This window comes from Flavobacterium cheongpyeongense, assembly GCF_003202435.1.
Classification (GTDB): domain Bacteria; phylum Bacteroidota; class Bacteroidia; order Flavobacteriales; family Flavobacteriaceae; genus Flavobacterium; species Flavobacterium cheongpyeongense.
On the sequence record NZ_QJHK01000004.1, the window covers coordinates 17712 to 34291 of the forward strand.

Sequence of the window (16580 nt, forward strand, 5' to 3'; positions counted from 1 at the left end):
TAGTTAAACAATTAAAAAGGCAAATCATTTATAGGTAAGCCCTCATTAGGATTTTCAAAGTTAGCATTTTTTGGTGATTCTGCCGCTTGGGTTTGTTTATTGTGATCGGTTTCTTTTTTGGTGGTCAAAAAAGTAAATTCGGTTACCTGAATCTCGGTGGTATGTTTTATACTTCCGTCTTCAGCCTGCCACTGCCTGGATTTAATGCGTCCTTCGACGTATATTTTATCTCCTTTAGACAAATATTTTTCACAGATTTCAGCGGCTTTATTGCGCACAACCAGATTATGCCATTCTGTTGAGCTAATTTTTTCGTTTGTAGTTTTATTGATATACACTTCATTTGTAGCCAGTTGAAACCTTCCAATACAGTTACCTCCGTCAAAATAATGCATTTTAACATCATCGCCCAAATGACCTATCAACATCACTTTATTTAATGTCCCATTCATGATATAACATTTGTGTTTATATCAAAGGTAATTTTTTTCAACGACTTATTTCTTCCTTTTCAATAAAATTATAAATAGCTATCGGAAACGGAAATAATTTTAAATCATTAAAATTCAAGCCATTAACTAAAACATCATTCACCTTAATTTTCCAAAACTGGATATGCAAGTGCTGATGTGAAAGTTTATGGATAATAGTGGCCTCCGGATACTCCTCAAATGCGATGATGGTCTGAGAAGACAAAATACCTTCCTGAACAGCTTTGAAAACAAAATCAAAACCCTCAATTTTATCCGTTTCCAAAAGTGGAAATTCGTACAGATTATGCCAAATGCCTTTTGAGGTACGTTTTTGAATTAAAGTTTTCCCTTCAGCATCTTCTAAAACCAGGTAATTAAAGAAACGGTTGGTAACTTTTAGTTTTTTTAATTTTACAGGCAAAACAGCGACTTTCTTCTTTTTCAATGCCAGACAGCTCCCGTTGAAGACACAAAGAGAACAATCTGGATTTTTAGGGACGCACTGGATTGCTCCGAATTCCATAATGGCCTGATTAAAAATTGCCGGGTTGTCTTTTGGCATCAATTCCTGTGCAAGAGCAGTAAATTCTTTTTTAGTTGCAGGTAAAGCGATATCTGATTCAATATCAAAATAACGCGAAAGCACCCTGAAAACATTTCCGTCAACCACCGAAACAGCTTCATTATAAGAAAAAGAAGCAATTGCAGCAGCTGTATATTCACCAACCCCTTTTAATTTCAACAAATCATTATAAGTAGTAGGGAAAAGTCCATTTAAATCATTTGCAACGTATTGAGCCGTTTTATGCAGATTTCTGGCCCGGGAATAATACCCTAATCCCTGCCAAAGTTTCAAAACCTTTTCTTCATCGGCATTTGCCAAATCACGTACGGTAGGAAATTCCTGTGTAAAAGAAAGAAAATAAGGCATTCCCTGCGCTACTCTTGTCTGCTGGAGCATAATTTCTGAAAGCCAAATATGGTACGGATTGACCGTATTTCGCCACGGCAAATCGCGCTTATTTTGTAAATACCAATTTATCAGTGTGTTATGAAAATCCATTTAAAAATACTTAGAAAACAAAAGTAAATGTTTATGTAATTAAAATTTAACGAATTAGCTTGATTAATTATTTTTTTAATTCCTATATTTGCAAACTCAAAAAAATAGTACATCATTTATAAAATAAAATAGGAAAGAAAATGACGAAAGCAGATATCGTAGCGAAGATTTCAGAGAAACTAGGTCTTGAAAAAGGAGACGTTCAGGCAACAGTTGAAACTTTTATGGAAGAAGTTAAAACTTCATTAGAAACTGGTGACAATGTTTACCTGAGAGGTTTTGGAAGTTTCATCGTAAAAACCAGAGCTGAAAAAACAGGAAGAAACATCTCTAAAAATACCACAATCAAAATTCCTGCACACAATATTCCTGCTTTTAAACCTGCAAAAGTTTTTGTAGAGGGAGTAAAAACAAATAACGAAGCAAAATAATACTATTAATTAATCATAAAATCGATACGATATGCCAAGTGGTAAAAAAAGAAAGAGACATAAGGTAGCTACTCACAAAAGAAAGAAAAGAGCGAGAGCTAACCGTCACAAAAAGAAAAAGTAGTTTTAAACTACTTTTTTCTTTTTAACGTTCATTGAAATCGAAAATTAGTGTTCAGTATTCCGTTTTTAGTATTCAGTATACTGCTGACTTAAAACTGTTAACTGCCAGCTAACTTTCCCCGGGTTCAATACCTGTTAAAATATTGTTTAATCCATCCTTGTAGAAGTTGATGGCTGATGGTTTTTGGTTAATGGTTTTTACCAACAACTGACAACAACCAACCAACAACCAATTCACGGATAAAAATTTACAGAGTGAATAAAGAATTGATCATTAGGTCTGGTTCTGAAGCCGTAGATTTTGCCTTATTAAAAGATGGAAAACTAATTGAATTACACAAAGAACAAGAAACAAGCAACTTTCAGGTTGGTGATATCTTTATTGCCAAAATCAGAAAACCAGTTGCCGGACTTAATGCTGCTTTTGTCAATGTAGGCTTCGAAAAAGATGCCTTTTTACATTATCACGATTTAGGTCCAAACTTAGCTTCCCAACTGAAATTCATAAAACTTGTAAGCGCAGGTAAATTAAAAGATTTCTCCCTAAAAAACTTTCAGTTTGAAAAAGAGATTGACAAAGATGGCATCATTACTGATATTTTAAGTGCCAATCAATCTGTCTTAGTGCAAGTCGTTAAAGAACCTATATCGACCAAAGGGCCAAGAATAAGCGCTGAGCTTTCATTGGCAGGAAGATTTATTGTTCTCGTTCCGTTTTCTGACCGCGTTTCTATTTCACAAAAAATAGAAGACAAAAAAGAAAAAGATCGTCTAAAAAAACTTGTTCTATCGATCAAACCTAAAGGATTTGGTGTTATTGTTCGCACAGTAGCCGAAGGCAAAAATACAGCCGAATTAGAAAAAGATTTGCAGAACCTGCTTGGCAGATGGACTGCAATGTGTAAAAAATTACCAACTGCTCATCATCCGTCCAAAGTATTAGGAGAACTCAACAGGGCTTCTTCGATATTAAGGGATGTCTTCAACGATACCTTCAGCGGTATTCAGATAGATGATGAAGAGTTGTACCATCAAACGAAGGATTATCTGCAGGAAATTGCACCTTCAAAACAATCAATTGTGAAGTTTTATCAATCAAACGATACTCCAATTTTTGAGAAATACAATATAGAGAGACAAATCAAAACTTCTTTTGGAAGAACGGTTTCTATGAGCAAAGGTGCTTACCTTATTATTGAACATACTGAAGCTTTGCACGTTATAGACGTGAACAGCGGAAATCGTTCTAATAAAGCGACCAATCAGGAAGATACCGCCATGGAAGTAAATATGATTGCCGCTGCAGAAATCGCCAGACAACTTCGTCTGCGTGATATGGGCGGAATAATCGTAGTTGATTTTATCGATATGTCTAATCCTGAAAACAGAAAGGTCTTGTTCGACTTCTTGCGAGAAGAAATGAGCGACGATAAAGCAAAACATAAAATATTACCGCCAAGTAAATTTGGTTTAGTCCAGATTACAAGACAGCGCGTAAGACCAGAAGTTAATATTAAAACCAGAGAAGAAGATCCTAACAATGAAAATGGCGAAATTGAAGCGCCTATTTTAATCATTGATAAAATCGCACTGGATTTAGACAGACTTTTAAAAACCCACAAAAATGTTGTCCTAAACGTACATCCGTTTGTGGCTGCTTACCTCAGTAAAGGTTTTCCATCCTTACGTTCAAAATGGTTTTTTGAACATAAGAAATGGGTGAAAATCATACCTCGTGACGCTTACACGTACTTAGAATATCATTTCTACGATAAAAAAGGAAATGTTATTTCAGAATAAAACAAAAACCGCCTTTCGAAAGAATGGCGGTTTTTTTATGCGTAATTGTGAGCAACAAAGTAATCTAATTTTGCATTTCACTTTTACCCCTGTAGTTTGGGATTTCCAAATTGAAATTTGTTTTATTAGAAGCAGTCTCCAGTTATACGCTTGTATCTTTTACTGTCTAAAGAAGCCAGAAAAAGGATACCGCTCCTATCTGGGCTAGGCACTCAATTTCATAACAAACTTTATCTGATCAAAATATCATTGATTTCTGGAATTGGGACTCGGGCGATAGCAAACAGGTGAAGCAATTTCAAAAAATTGGAATTTCTTTTAAAATTTATTCTCTAACTATCTCAATTTTCCTTCTGATTTCATTCCCATCAGCATCTACAACTGTAATATAATGAAATCCTGCCGTAGGTGAAATAGGCAATTCATGAAAGGTTTTGGTTGTGGCTTTATAAACATTATCAACATACCAGAATAATTCTTTGTCCCTTTCAGAATAGGCTACTTTTAAAATTACGGGCTGGACTTCGCTGTTAAAATCCTTCGTTAAATAAATTTTGCTATTGGCTTTCGGATAAATAAAATCCATTGTTGTCGTTTGAGTTCCTTCACAGCCTTCTTTAAAAGGCGGTAATGCCAAATATTCAATGTGCTGGCTTTTATAGTACCATGCCATAACGGGAGGCAGTACGAACCAGTTTTTGGCTACAATATTATCAATACTTTCACAACTGCTGTTTACCTGAAATTTTTGTGCTTTATCCAAATGGATCGTTTTATGATACGGGCAAACCGTTGTAGATTTTCCTTTTTTAGAAACCCATTGTTTGATTTTCGGACAATTCTCTTTTGCAAGATAACCGCTTAATCGGCAAACCTCAACTTCGGCTAAATCATTGTAAGGCATTTCAAACCATCTTTGTCTTGGCAATAAATTAAAAACATCAAACAAAATTGGAGCTGCACTTGTAACTCCGGTCAAAGTTGGTCTTCCTTCTCCGGTTGCATTTCCGACCCAGATTCCCACTACATACCTGGAATTGGTTCCTATTGCCCATGCATCCCTGTTTCCGAAACTAGTTCCGGTTTTCCATGCAATTTTAAGCGAACTGTCATAAAATTTCCAGGCTTCATCCCCTTCCGGCCTGTTAACTTCTTCCATAGCATTATACGTCAGCCAGATTGATCCTGCACCCAAAACATTCTTCTGATTGGTCTCTGAACCAAAATCAGGTTTAAAATCGTTTTTATAATTTAGCTCTGTAAATTCATTGGTTCTGTAATTACCTTTACTTTTCGTATAAAAATTAAGTGTAGAAGATAAGTTTGAGTAGGTTCTGCACAGATCCCATAAATTACTTTCTGCTCCACCCAAAATCAATGACAACCCATAATGATCGGGCGCTTTGTTGATATCCCTTAATTGGAACTTTTGTAATTCTCCATAAAATTTATTCACACTAAAATCCTGCAACATCAAAACAGCCGGAATGTTTAGAGATCGGGACAAAGCGCGATGTGCCGGAACAGCCCCATCAAATGTAAGATTGAAATTTTGCGGTGTATATCCGGAAATCTGTGTGGGGATATCAGCCACTAAAGTATTCGGCAGCAGTTCGCCATCATCCAGCATGGCAGCATACAAAAGAGGTTTTAAGATACTTCCCGTGCTTCTTGGCGCATCGATTATATCCACATCTTTTTGGTGATCGTTATCTGTTGGTGAATTCCCGACATAACTCATTACATTTCGATTAGAAACGTCAATAACCAAAATCGCAAGATTATGCACTTCATTTTGTTTGTATTGATTGTAATAATATCTAGCAATTTGATTTACCCTGTTTTGCAGTGCATAATCAACTGTGGTTTTAACTCTTGTCCCTTCTTGATTTTTAGCCACTCTCTGTAATAAATGTGGCGCCATCTGAGGTAAATCATAAGGCTTTTGAGGCAAGGGCTCTTGTGCCGAAAGTTCGTATGTCTGCTTGTCAATTATCCCTTCCTGATGCAGTTTCAACAAAAGTCGGTTTCTTTTATTTAGTAATTTAAGCTGATTTTTTCCCGGATAAATTAAGCTTGGCGCATTAGGCAAAACAGCCAAAACCGCATTTTCTGCCCAGGAAAGCTGACTGGACTGAACGCCAAAATAACGCCACGAAGCCATTTCTAAACCCACAACATTTCCTCCAAAAGGCGCGTGAGCTGCATACATTTCCAGAATTTCATTTTTTGAATAACCTAATTCTAAACGTGTTGCGAGAATTACTTCGATTATTTTTTCGAAATAAGTTCTTTTTGTCCCCTTGCGGGATAACCGAATAACCTGTTGGGTCAGCGTACTTCCACCCCTGACTACTTTTCTGGCTTTTCGATTTTGTTTAAATGCATTCACCATTGCTCCCGGATTAAATCCGGGATGTTTATAAAAATACTCATCTTCAAAATAAACAATGCATTTTTTGAACTTATCCGGAACGCTATCCTGAGCAGGAAAACGCCATTGTCCGTCATTTGCAATTTGAGCTCCCAGCAATTCTCCTTCCTTGCTTTCTATAACAGTTGAATAAGGCTCCTGAAACAGAGTACGGGGAAGTGAAAAATAGTAAATCAGCAAGAGCAGAAATGCAATTACTGATTTTATTTTATTCTTTTTTATCCAGTTTATTATGCGCTGAAAAAACGCTTTTACTTTATTTTTCAAAGTTGTATTTTGTTTCGTCTTCTAACAGTTTGTAGAAACCTGTTAGAAAACGTAATCTTTAAGAAATAACTATTTTACCACCTTAACCCAGAATCCTTTTGTTCTGGCTAAAAATGTATTGTCGTACATTGCCTCACATTGCAATCCCGGTAAATAATAATTCCCTAAATAAGATGCATTTAAAAGAATCCTGAAAACTTTGGTTTCCCTGGCTTTCATACCGAAATAGAAATTTGTTCTGTCATCACGAATATCAATATAATCAGCAATGTTGTTTACAGCATCTCCGTAATCTGTAAATCGGGTATTTACAATTTCGAAACCGGAAGGCAGAATTTGTGAAAGTGCCACATTCTGAATACTTTCTCCTCTTTGGTTTTTAATCGTAACCTCGGCAACAAATTCAGTTCCCTGATTGATTTTCGAAACATTGATGATACTTCCTTTTCTGTTTTTGAAAACTATTGAAGCAGAAACATCATTCTGAACAGGATTTTCCTGTCCAATTGGCAAGATTCCAGTATTCAGCACACGAACATATACCGTATTCGCTTTATTATTTTTCAGGGTAATTTTGTTTGTGCCCGAAGTAACAGACAAACTTCTGTCTGCAACCGATTTATTGGTATTGATAGTGGTTGCTTTTCCGTTTTTACTAAACTGAATATTGATTCCTTTTGGACCGTTACTCACCGCAAATTTCGACATTCCATACAAACAGTAAGCCGTTGTCTGCGTACTCATCCATTGATTAGCCGACATTTCTTTCGCCAGTTTCGAAGCCGTTACAAATGCTTTTTGTTTTTGTCCTAAAAGCAGCATGGTTTCTAAAGCCATTGCTCTGTTCCTTTCGCCTGAGCCATAATAGTAATAGCTGTAACCGTCTGAACTTCCATCGATACTCGTACCCAACAACAAACTTTGCCCTGCCGCTTTCTGTCCGGCCAAAGCATAAGCGGCTGCCAGACGAAGCATACTTTCATTCGAAATTCCTTTTGTTTCTCTCAGTCTGTTCATTGACGATAGATCCGCATTTCCTGCTAATGCCAAAGTGTATAATCTGTATGCCTGAGCCAGATCATTACCGTATTTAGGCTCGAAACGCCATTGTTTGGCTTCTCTTTGTTGGTAAGACAACCATTTTGATTTAAAATTAATGGGCAGTACATATCCTTTTTTCTCTGCTTCAACCAGGAAATGTCCGGCATACGATGTTCCCCAATCGTCAGCAATTGTACCTCCCTGCCAGTAAGGCAAACCTCCGTTAGACAATTGAAAATTTCCTAATCTTGCTATTCCGGCTGCAATATTGTTTTGAATAATTTCTTTACGCTTATTATCAATATCAGCCACATCATTTAAAAATAATTGTGGGAAAACCGATGAAGTCGTCTGCTCTACACAACCATGCGGATACTGAATTAAAAACTGCAGTCGGCCGTTCAGATTCATCGAAGGCATCGACGAAACTTCCAGCCTTGCCTTATTACTTCCTGCAATTCCGAATGTTTTCCACGAAAGTGTTTTAGAACTATTTGGTGCCAATACAACATCTGTAAAAGTACTCGTAACCGGATTCGGATTGGTCATATCGATCTCTACGTCATAAACTGATTTTTCATTTCCGGATGTTGCGATTACCTGAACTTTTGCAATTCCGGTTGCAGAACCTACTACTAAATTAAAGTAAGCCATTTTCTCATCTGGCCTTGCAAAATTTAGTCTTTGAACCGCACTTCCCATTACTTTCAATCCGTTGCTTGTTTTAACCTGAACCGAAACATTTTTGATTTTGTTCTCCGTTGCAAAAACTGTTACCGGAAGGGTTACTTTTTCTGAAGGCGAAATCTTTCTTGGCAACGAAGCCAGCACCATCAACGGACTTTTTACCGGCGTTGCTTTTTCTACACTTCCGTAAGCACTTGTAGCAGCATCTCCGGCCACAATCATTGTTCTAACCGAACCAATATATTTCGGTAATTTTAACTGATGTGATTTTGTCTGTCCTTTTTCTAATTTAAAAGGTCCATAATACAAGACAACTGGCTTAAAGCGATTGGCTTTTTTGGCTTTTCCGCCTCCTAAATCCTGATCCCCGCCGATACTGAAAATCTGATTTATTTTTCCGCCATAAGCCCCAATTACATCATCATAAATATCCCAGGTTTTTACTCCAAGAGCTTCACGAACATAAAAACTATCCCAGGCATTTGGCGTTTTAAAACGGGTTAAATCCAAAAGCCCTTCATCAACTACTGCAATAGTATAGGTCATTTCCTTGCCTGACTTCTCACCTACTTTTATCGTAAAATTTTGTTCCGGTCTCAACACATCCGGCATTGAAAGTGTCGGTGTCAATATGGTGTTTTTATCCACTACTTCAATCGGAACAATTCCGTACATACGAATTGGCGAATCGTTTTTGGTCGAAGCGTGTGGCTGTAGCAAAGTAATATTAAAGTATACATTTGGTGCCATCGCTCCCGTGATCGGAATTTCTACTTTAGTCTCGCCATTTTTGGTTTCTGCCCAAAGTGTCTGTACCACTCTTGATCCGTTTTCAATCGAAATCAAAGCACGTCCTCCTTCACTGGATGGAAAAGAGATTTGTGCTTTTTCACCAACAGCATAATTTTTCTTATCTGTAGAAAACACTAACATATTAGCTGTAGAAGCATCTCTGTTTCTTGTTTTACCGGACCAGATTGGCCAGTCGATATTTACTGTCAAAGCGGTTGCGTGTCCTCCGTTTGGATCTTCAACCCGAATTAAATAGCGTCCCCACTCTTCATCTGTCAAAGCAAACTGAAAACTTCCTCTCCCTCCCGAATCGGTATCAATCATAGTAGATTTGTAAGATGTCGTTGCATTTGCAGCAGTATAATTGGATAAATTATCATTTGACGAATCCCACCACCATCTCCAGTTCACCTTATAAATTCTAACTTCAAGATTACGTACCGATTTAGGTCTTCCGTTCTCATCAACCGTAACCACGTCAAAACGATTGTTGGTTCTTGTTTCCAACATGTTGTATTTGTTGAGTTCTGGCGATTTTATCCCGACATAGGTTTTGTATGGAGAATACGTTGTCGAAATCACATCGGTACTAAAATCACCCCCTTCTTCATACACTTTGGTAATAAATGAGGCGCGAAGCATTCCTGGTGCCTGTCCCTGTAATTTTGGTTCAATATCAACAGAAGCTTTTCCATTTTCATTTAATTTTCCGGAGAAAACATTGATTTCTTCTGAACTGAACTGGCGTACCATGTCATCAAAAGAAAATTTTTCATATCCTTTGAATGTCGTCGTTTGCTGCGAAAATTTAGCCTGCATTTCTACATTCAGGCTTTTCGCAATAGCACCATGAAGCCACGTTACTTCAAGATTGCTTTTATTTGGATAAGACGACGAAAGCGTTTTTCTCGAAAAATTATTCCTGATTTTTAAACGATTTGGCTTAATTGTTTCTATTTTAATGCTTTTGTAAAATTTTGCACCACCAACGCTTACCATCGCTTCCCAGTTTCCGGTTGGCGCATCCTGATTTGTTGGCACTATAAAAGCATAATGATTTAGTTCGTTGGTTTTTTGAACTGTCTGGTAAACCGTTTTTCCATTCGGATCATTTAATCTGAATTTTATCGGATGCGATTTCGGCAATTTATTCGAAGCATCATTCAGAATAAAAGACAAATACAAATTATCTCCCGGACGCCAAACACCTCTTTCACCATAAATAAACCCTTTCAACCCTTTTTGAAGCGTTTCTCCGGCAACATCAAAATTACTAACCGATAACGAAAGTCCGTCATCAAGCTTTACATAAGTTGACTGATCGCCTAAAGAAACGATTGCAAAATAAGCAAACTTATCTAGTTGAAAAGATGCTATTCCGTCACTATCTGTTTCTTCTGATCCTATTTTCTGCTGTTGAAAATTATACAAATCAACTTTCGCATTCGAAACCGGTTCTGTTGTCACGATATTATTTACGGCAAACAAATACGATTTATTTTCGCCTCTCTTGGCTATCACACCCAAATCAGAGGCTAAAATATTCGTTGCAATTTTAGCATTGTAATAATAAGACCCGGAACAAGGATCCTGGCTTTCACGCCAGTCGTAATCGTCATAATAGTAATCATCATAGGAGTTGCCACTGTAATTTACATCATTTTCATCTACTTCCTCTTCCTCTTCTTCATTTTGATCTTCTTCTGATGATTCACATTTATATAACGAATATTTCTTTTTATATTCAAATTCAACCCTGTAAATAGCCCCTGGTTCAGGTTTAATGATTTTAGACAAATCTAAAGCATAAGTATTCCATTTCGTCAAATTTACAAGAGTGCTTTCTTTTAAATTAAGTGTCGTTTTGGCAATGGGCTGTGCTACTTTTTTCAGGTTTTGGCCTCCATTCAACTCATTATACTGAAGAAACTGCAGAATATTGTTTTTGTAAATTTTATAAACCTTGACATCGACAGCACTAAGATTTACAGCTTCGAAATTTAGTTTTAAATTGTTTGAACTTGGCAAAATCGTTCCGTTTTTAATAAAACGAACATTCGGTTTGATCTGGTCAAAGGAAATTTTCTCTGTATAATTGGACTCCATCTTTTTTCCATACTGACTCTCAATTCCCTGAAAAATTTCCAGCAGGAGTTCGCCAGTAATAACTGTTTCCGGTTCTTCATCCGGAACTACTTCTACTACTTCTTCTTGTTCTGCAACAACTGCAGCAGCAGAATCAACAACTGCAGCGGCAGAATCAACGGCAACCTCAACAGAATCAACGGCTACATAAGCAGGTTCTTCTTCGGCAACCACTTCGGCAACCGGCTCTTCTTTTTTTGGTGCTTCCTGATTGGTAAAATAAACTTTCAATAAGTTGCCCTGAGTAGAAAACTTCAGATTATTGGTATTCTGAATCGAAACCAGTCCTGCAAAATCCTGCCCTTTTTCCAATGGTTCCGAAAAATTAATGGCAACCGACTGATTGTTGCCTTCCGGCACCTCTACTTTTATAACTTTAAATTCGTTTATACCCGTAACTGGAAAATCAATTTGCCCTTTCTGATCAATATCAAAATCGTCTCCATCGTATAAAATCTCCAGATTTGTTGCTTCAGAATAGCGCTGAATACTGTCAATTATAAAATGAAATTCCTTTCCGGAACCTGAATTTTTTTCGAATTTAATTTTAAGGTCATTCCCTTTTTGTTTCGCCTTCACCAGCTTCATTGCGGTTTCAACATCAATGTCATCAGCCGTCTTTAAAATACAGTTTAGATATTGATATTCTTTGCTGTACGACTGAAGATCAGCAGTATTAACCGTAAAATCCTGTTTTACTGTTTTAACAGTAAAGTTGAATTTGGACAGTTCGTCTTCTTTTTCTTTTGGGATTGCCGTGAGTTTATCTAAGTTTAAAGTAACCTGATATTCTATGCCAGGTTTTAATTTTTTCTCCGGAATAAAAGCTAACGTATTGGTCGAAAGCGCCACCACTTTCCCATCCACACTTGGAGAAATATCAAACAAATCGTCATCAAGTTCCTGATTGGGTTTCCAGTCGTTTTTATCAAAAGCCAGAACCACCCGGATATCCGAATCAGTAGAAATTATTCCACCCGTAAAACTGGTAATATACTCAGTAAACAAAGAGAAATCAGAATTAAAATCAGCTGCAGATTTTCGCCCGCAGGACTGGAAAATAAAAAACACAAAAAATACGAGAGCTAATCCTTTTGTTTTCACTTTATTTAGAGTTAATGGTTAACAATTGAGAACTTAATAGACTTTGCAGTCAAAAACTATAACAGCAAAACACGCATTAAATTATGATAAAAGTATAATATTTTCTGAATATTTTAAGAAGAAAATTCTCTACGTCAATTTATTTAACTTTTGTTGAAGCCAAGTATTAAATGATGATTAATAAGGAGCTAATTCCAGCTGTCCGCTATATCTTTTTACCCGCAAAAAAGCAGATAAAAAGGATGCCACTTCCATCTGGGCTAAGGCACTAATTTTCAAAATATTACTTTCGTTTTTCCAGAAAAAAACGTTTCATCAGATCAGCCGCTTCGTTGGCCATCACTCCGGAAACAACGGTAGTTTTTGGATGCAGTTTGGTTCCCATCGCAATAAAACCTCGCTGTTCATCACGGGCTCCAAAAACTATTTTCGAAATCTGGCTCCAATATAAAGCGCCTGCACACATCTGGCAAGGTTCAAGTGTCACATACAAAGTACAATCTTTTAGATATTTACCTCCCAGAAAATTGGCTGCTGCGGTTATCGACTGCATTTCGGCATGAGCTGTAACATCATTTAACAATTCCGTTAAATTATGACAGCTTGCAATTACTTTATTAGCAACAACAATTACAGCACCAACAGGAATTTCGCCGTTAGCATAAGCCATTTCAGCTTCCTGCAAAGCTTTTTTCATAAAATATTCATCGGTGAAGGGATTTATCATGTAACAAAAATACATTTTTAGTTCATAATTTTTATTACATTTATTTTCTGAAACTCTAATTCATGGACAAACAATACAAAATCTCAATTCCTGAACCCTGTCATGAAAACTGGGATAAAATGGCTCCAAAAGACAACGGAAGATTCTGTTTGAGCTGTTCAAAAACTGTAGTTGATTTTACATCCATGCTTCCTGAAGAAATTCAGCATTATTTCATTCAAAACCAAAACAATAAAATTTGCGGAAGGTTTAAAAAAACGCAATTAGACAATATCATTATACAAATTCCGAATTGCGTATTATATTCTCAAAATCATTATCATAAGATCTTTTTACTGGCATTGTTTATCGCGATGGGGACAACTTTGTTTAGCTGTACCGATAAAAATGGAAATAAAAAGAAAATTGATAAAATAGAAATTGTTAAGACTTCGGAAACAGAACCTATACAAGTTGGGGATATTAAAATAAAGGGGAATAATAATTTTGTACCACCACCTCCTCCGCCAAAAACAGATAACGTAAAATTTGTAAAAGGAAAAACTAAAATAAGCGATGCCAAAATTAATAGTTCTTCTACTCCTGATTGCAAAGCATCATTACAGGAATCTACTGTGCAAGGAGATACTTATATTACAGGAGCTGTTATGGAATCAAAAGCAGACTATCCGGGTGGGATTAACAACTTTTATCAGTTTTTAGTAAACGAATTAAAACTTCCTAACGATGCTGAAAAGCCAAAAAACAGAATTATAATTTCGTTCGTAATAGAAAAAGACGGCTCCTTGTCATCATTTGAATTCCCAAAAAACATTGAATCAAATGTAGAAGCAGAAATAAGGCGTGTTTTAAACTTGTCCCCAAAATGGAATCCAGGAGAACAAAATGGAAAAAAAACACGAACCAAATATAGTTTACCAATATTATTTCAATAATGGAAAGAAAAGAAAAAACTATTCCAGAAAAACGGAACAAAATAATGCTATCACGGTACCCTAAAATATTTTCACTGATTTTGATTATTACGGGAACAACTTTGTTTAGTTGTACCGATAAAGACAACAAAAAACAGAACAACGAAATTGAAATTGTTGATTCAGAAAAAAACGAAGTAAACGAACCAAAACAGATTCCTCACTCGTCTCAACTATCAAAAGAAGAGAACCCGGAACATCCTGAAAAAAATATTGAAATCAATAATGAACAGGTTATTTCATCATCAAAAAAGAGAGATCAGGTAAAATTGGCAGAACCCAAAAACAATAAAAACCTGCAATCTGCGAAAACAAGCCATGAGAAAAACAGCTCTGATAAAGTGAAGATTACAGCTACCCCGGCTGGAGAAACTATATCTCAAACCAATGCAGAATTTCCGGGCGGAATAGATCAGTTTCATAACTTTTTTATGAAAGAATATAAAAGACCGGAAAATGTAAGTTATTGGAAACTTAATATTAATATCGCCTTTGCAATAGAAAAAAACGGTACCCTTACATTTCTCGAATGTTCGCCTAAAGTTGAAGAACCACTGGAAAAAGAAATTATCAGGGTCCTCAGTTTATGCCCTAAATGGCAGCCTGGTGAATCTAACGGAAAAAAAATCCGAATGCAATATTCTGTTTCTATTTTATTGAAATAAGAACCAGCAAAAAAATTCAAATTTAAAACCGTAAATTTGCTTTTTATCCTTACAATGAAAAGCAATCTACTTTCAAACATATACAACCCTGCCGATTTACGCTTACTTTCTGAAGAACAGCTCCCTCAGCTTGCTAAGGAATTACGTGATTTTATCATTGCTGTCGTTTCGGTAAAAGAAGGGCATTTAGGAGCCAGTTTAGGCGTAATTGAATTGACAATTGCCTTACATTATGTTTTTAACACCCCAGAAGATTTACTGGTCTGGGATGTCGGACATCAGGCTTACGGTCATAAAATTCTAACCGAAAGAAGAGAAAATTTTCACACCAACAGACAGTTTCGAGGGGTTTCGGGTTTCCCAAAAAGAGCCGAAAGTGTTTATGATGCGTTTGGCGTAGGGCATTCTTCCACTTCTATTTCGGCAGTACTCGGAATGGCGATTGCATCTAAATTAAAAGGTGATTTTGACAAACAACATATTGCTGTAATTGGAGATGCCTCTATTGCCAGCGGAATGGCATTTGAAGGCCTGAATCACGCCGGAGTTACGGATGCCAATATCTTAGTGATCCTAAATGATAACGCCATCGGAATTGATCCAAGCGTGGGGGCTTTAAAAAATTATCTGACAGCTGTTAAAAACGGAAAAAACCCCAGACAGAACAACATGATAAAATCGCTGAATTTCGATTATTCAGGCCCCGTTGACGGACATGATCTTCCGGCTTTAATCAAAGAATTAAATCGTTTAAAAAAAATAAAAGGACCGAAATTCCTTCATATTGTCACCACTAAAGGAAAAGGCCTGCAGCAGGCAGAAGAAAATCAGGTAAAATATCATGCGCCAGGAAAATTTGATGCCCTGACAGGTGAAATTCATTTGAAATCTGAAGAAAACCTTCCTCCAAAATATCAGGATGTATTTGGTCTGACTATTTTAGATTTAGCCAAAAAGAACAAAAAAATTATCGGGATTACACCTGCAATGCCATCAGGAAGCTCATTGAAATTTATGATGGATGAAATTCCGGAACGTGCTTTTGATGTTGGAATCGCTGAACAGCACGCCGTCACCCTTGCTGCGGGAATGGCAACGCAAGGTATGATCGTATACTGCAATATTTATTCGACTTTTTTGCAGCGTGCTTACGATCAGGTCATTCATGATGTGGCTTTACAAGATTTACCCGTTATTTTTTGTTTAGACAGAGCAGGTTTAGTTGGTGAAGATGGTGCAACGCATCATGGCGTTTTTGATATTGCCTATTTAAGAGCTATTCCAAATATGATTATCTATGCACCAATCAATGAAATTGCCCTTCAAAATATTTTATATACGGTTCAGTCAGGTTCTTTGGATCATCCTATTGCCATTCGTTATCCGAGAGGCCGTGGCGTTGTGCCAAATTGGGTATCAGAAAATTTTGGAAATTACCAGAAAATTACTACCGGCAAAGCAAATTGTTTGAAAAACGGAACAAAAACTGCTGTTTTATCTACTGGTACTATCGGAAACAATGTAATCGCTGCCTTAAATGAATTAGACCATCCTGAAACAATTGCACACTATGACTTTCCTTTTATAAAACCTTTAGATAATAATCTGCTAGACAAAATCTTATCCTCTTTTAACCATATTATCACCATTGAAGACGGAGCAAAAATGGGTGGTTTTGGAAGTGCCATTTTAGATTATGCTGCAATGAATAATTTAACTATAAAAATAGAAATTTTAGGCATTCCGGACACTTTTATTGAACATGGCACAATAATTGAGCAACAACATTTTTGTGAAATTGACGTTAAAAGTTTAGCAAATCTTTTTTCAAACATCGAAAAATAGTATTTTGCA

10 protein-coding genes are annotated in these 16580 nt (G+C 36.5%); 5 read left to right on the forward strand and 5 right to left on the reverse strand.

What is annotated here, in order from left to right:
- Positions 1 to 11: 11 nt before the first annotated feature.
- Positions 12 to 452: a single-stranded DNA-binding protein gene (locus DMB65_RS05855; protein ID WP_110305723.1), complete on the reverse strand. Its 441-nt coding sequence runs from the start codon at positions 450 to 452 to the stop codon at positions 12 to 14.
- Between the two features lie 37 nt (positions 453 to 489).
- Entirely contained in the window at positions 490 to 1536 is a 1047-nt protein-coding gene (mutY, locus tag DMB65_RS05860; RefSeq protein WP_110305724.1) for an A/G-specific adenine glycosylase, read from the reverse strand.
- Positions 1537 to 1676: 140 nt separating this feature from the next.
- On the opposite strand from mutY, the gene DMB65_RS05865 reads away from it, so the two are divergent.
- Entirely contained in the window at positions 1677 to 1967 is a 291-nt protein-coding gene (locus tag DMB65_RS05865) for an HU family DNA-binding protein (RefSeq protein ID WP_007805026.1), read from the forward strand.
- Between the two features lie 378 nt (positions 1968 to 2345).
- A complete protein-coding gene (locus tag DMB65_RS05870) occupies positions 2346 to 3890 on the forward strand; it encodes an Rne/Rng family ribonuclease (RefSeq protein WP_110305725.1) in 1545 nt (514 codons plus the stop codon).
- Between the two features lie 325 nt (positions 3891 to 4215).
- Here the strand turns inward: DMB65_RS05870 and pbpC are convergent, their stop codons facing one another.
- The 3 genes from pbpC to DMB65_RS05885 all read right to left on the reverse strand — a co-directional run bounded on the left by pbpC (position 4216) and on the right by DMB65_RS05885 (position 13087).
- The gene (gene pbpC / locus DMB65_RS05875; protein WP_110305726.1) at positions 4216 to 6591 is read right to left on the reverse strand and encodes a penicillin-binding protein 1C; all 2376 of its coding nucleotides are present in this window, start codon (positions 6589 to 6591) and stop codon (positions 4216 to 4218) included.
- A 69-nt stretch (positions 6592 to 6660) separates the two neighbouring features.
- The gene (locus DMB65_RS05880; protein ID WP_110305727.1) at positions 6661 to 12360 is read right to left on the reverse strand and encodes an alpha-2-macroglobulin family protein; all 5700 of its coding nucleotides are present in this window, start codon (positions 12358 to 12360) and stop codon (positions 6661 to 6663) included.
- Between the two features lie 283 nt (positions 12361 to 12643).
- On the reverse strand, positions 12644 to 13087 hold the full coding sequence (locus DMB65_RS05885; RefSeq protein WP_110305728.1) for a nucleoside deaminase: 444 nt from the start codon (positions 13085 to 13087) through the stop codon (positions 12644 to 12646).
- A gap of 62 nt (positions 13088 to 13149) precedes the next feature.
- Between DMB65_RS05885 and DMB65_RS05890 the strand changes: the two genes are divergently transcribed.
- The 3 genes from DMB65_RS05890 to DMB65_RS05900 are packed head-to-tail and all read left to right on the forward strand — an operon-like array spanning position 13150 to position 16571.
- Positions 13150 to 14022, forward strand: coding sequence for an energy transducer TonB (locus DMB65_RS05890; RefSeq protein ID WP_110305729.1), 873 nt, complete (start codon positions 13150 to 13152; stop codon positions 14020 to 14022).
- A gap of 44 nt (positions 14023 to 14066) precedes the next feature.
- The gene (locus DMB65_RS05895; protein WP_230470614.1) at positions 14067 to 14726 is read left to right on the forward strand and encodes a hypothetical protein; all 660 of its coding nucleotides are present in this window, start codon (positions 14067 to 14069) and stop codon (positions 14724 to 14726) included.
- A gap of 54 nt (positions 14727 to 14780) precedes the next feature.
- Positions 14781 to 16571 (forward strand): 1-deoxy-D-xylulose-5-phosphate synthase, encoded by a 1791-nt coding sequence (locus DMB65_RS05900; RefSeq protein WP_110305731.1) that lies wholly within the window; start codon positions 14781 to 14783, stop codon positions 16569 to 16571.
- The last annotated feature ends 9 nt before the right edge of the window (positions 16572 to 16580 follow it).

Excerpts from the sequence above, each read along its gene's own strand:
- DMB65_RS05855 (WP_110305723.1), bottom strand. The coding sequence starts at position 452 with ATGAATGGGACATTAAATAAAGTGATGTTGATAGGTCATTTGGGCGAT.
- mutY (WP_110305724.1), bottom strand. The coding sequence starts at position 1,536 with ATGGATTTTCATAACACACTGATAAATTGGTATTTACAAAATAAGCGC.
- DMB65_RS05865 (WP_007805026.1), top strand. The coding sequence starts at position 1,677 with ATGACGAAAGCAGATATCGTAGCGAAGATTTCAGAGAAACTAGGTCTT.
- DMB65_RS05885 (WP_110305728.1), bottom strand. The coding sequence starts at position 13,087 with ATGATAAATCCCTTCACCGATGAATATTTTATGAAAAAAGCTTTGCAG.
- DMB65_RS05890 (WP_110305729.1), top strand. The coding sequence starts at position 13,150 with ATGGACAAACAATACAAAATCTCAATTCCTGAACCCTGTCATGAAAAC.
- DMB65_RS05895 (WP_230470614.1), top strand. The coding sequence starts at position 14,067 with ATGCTATCACGGTACCCTAAAATATTTTCACTGATTTTGATTATTACG.
- DMB65_RS05900 (WP_110305731.1), top strand. The coding sequence starts at position 14,781 with ATGAAAAGCAATCTACTTTCAAACATATACAACCCTGCCGATTTACGC.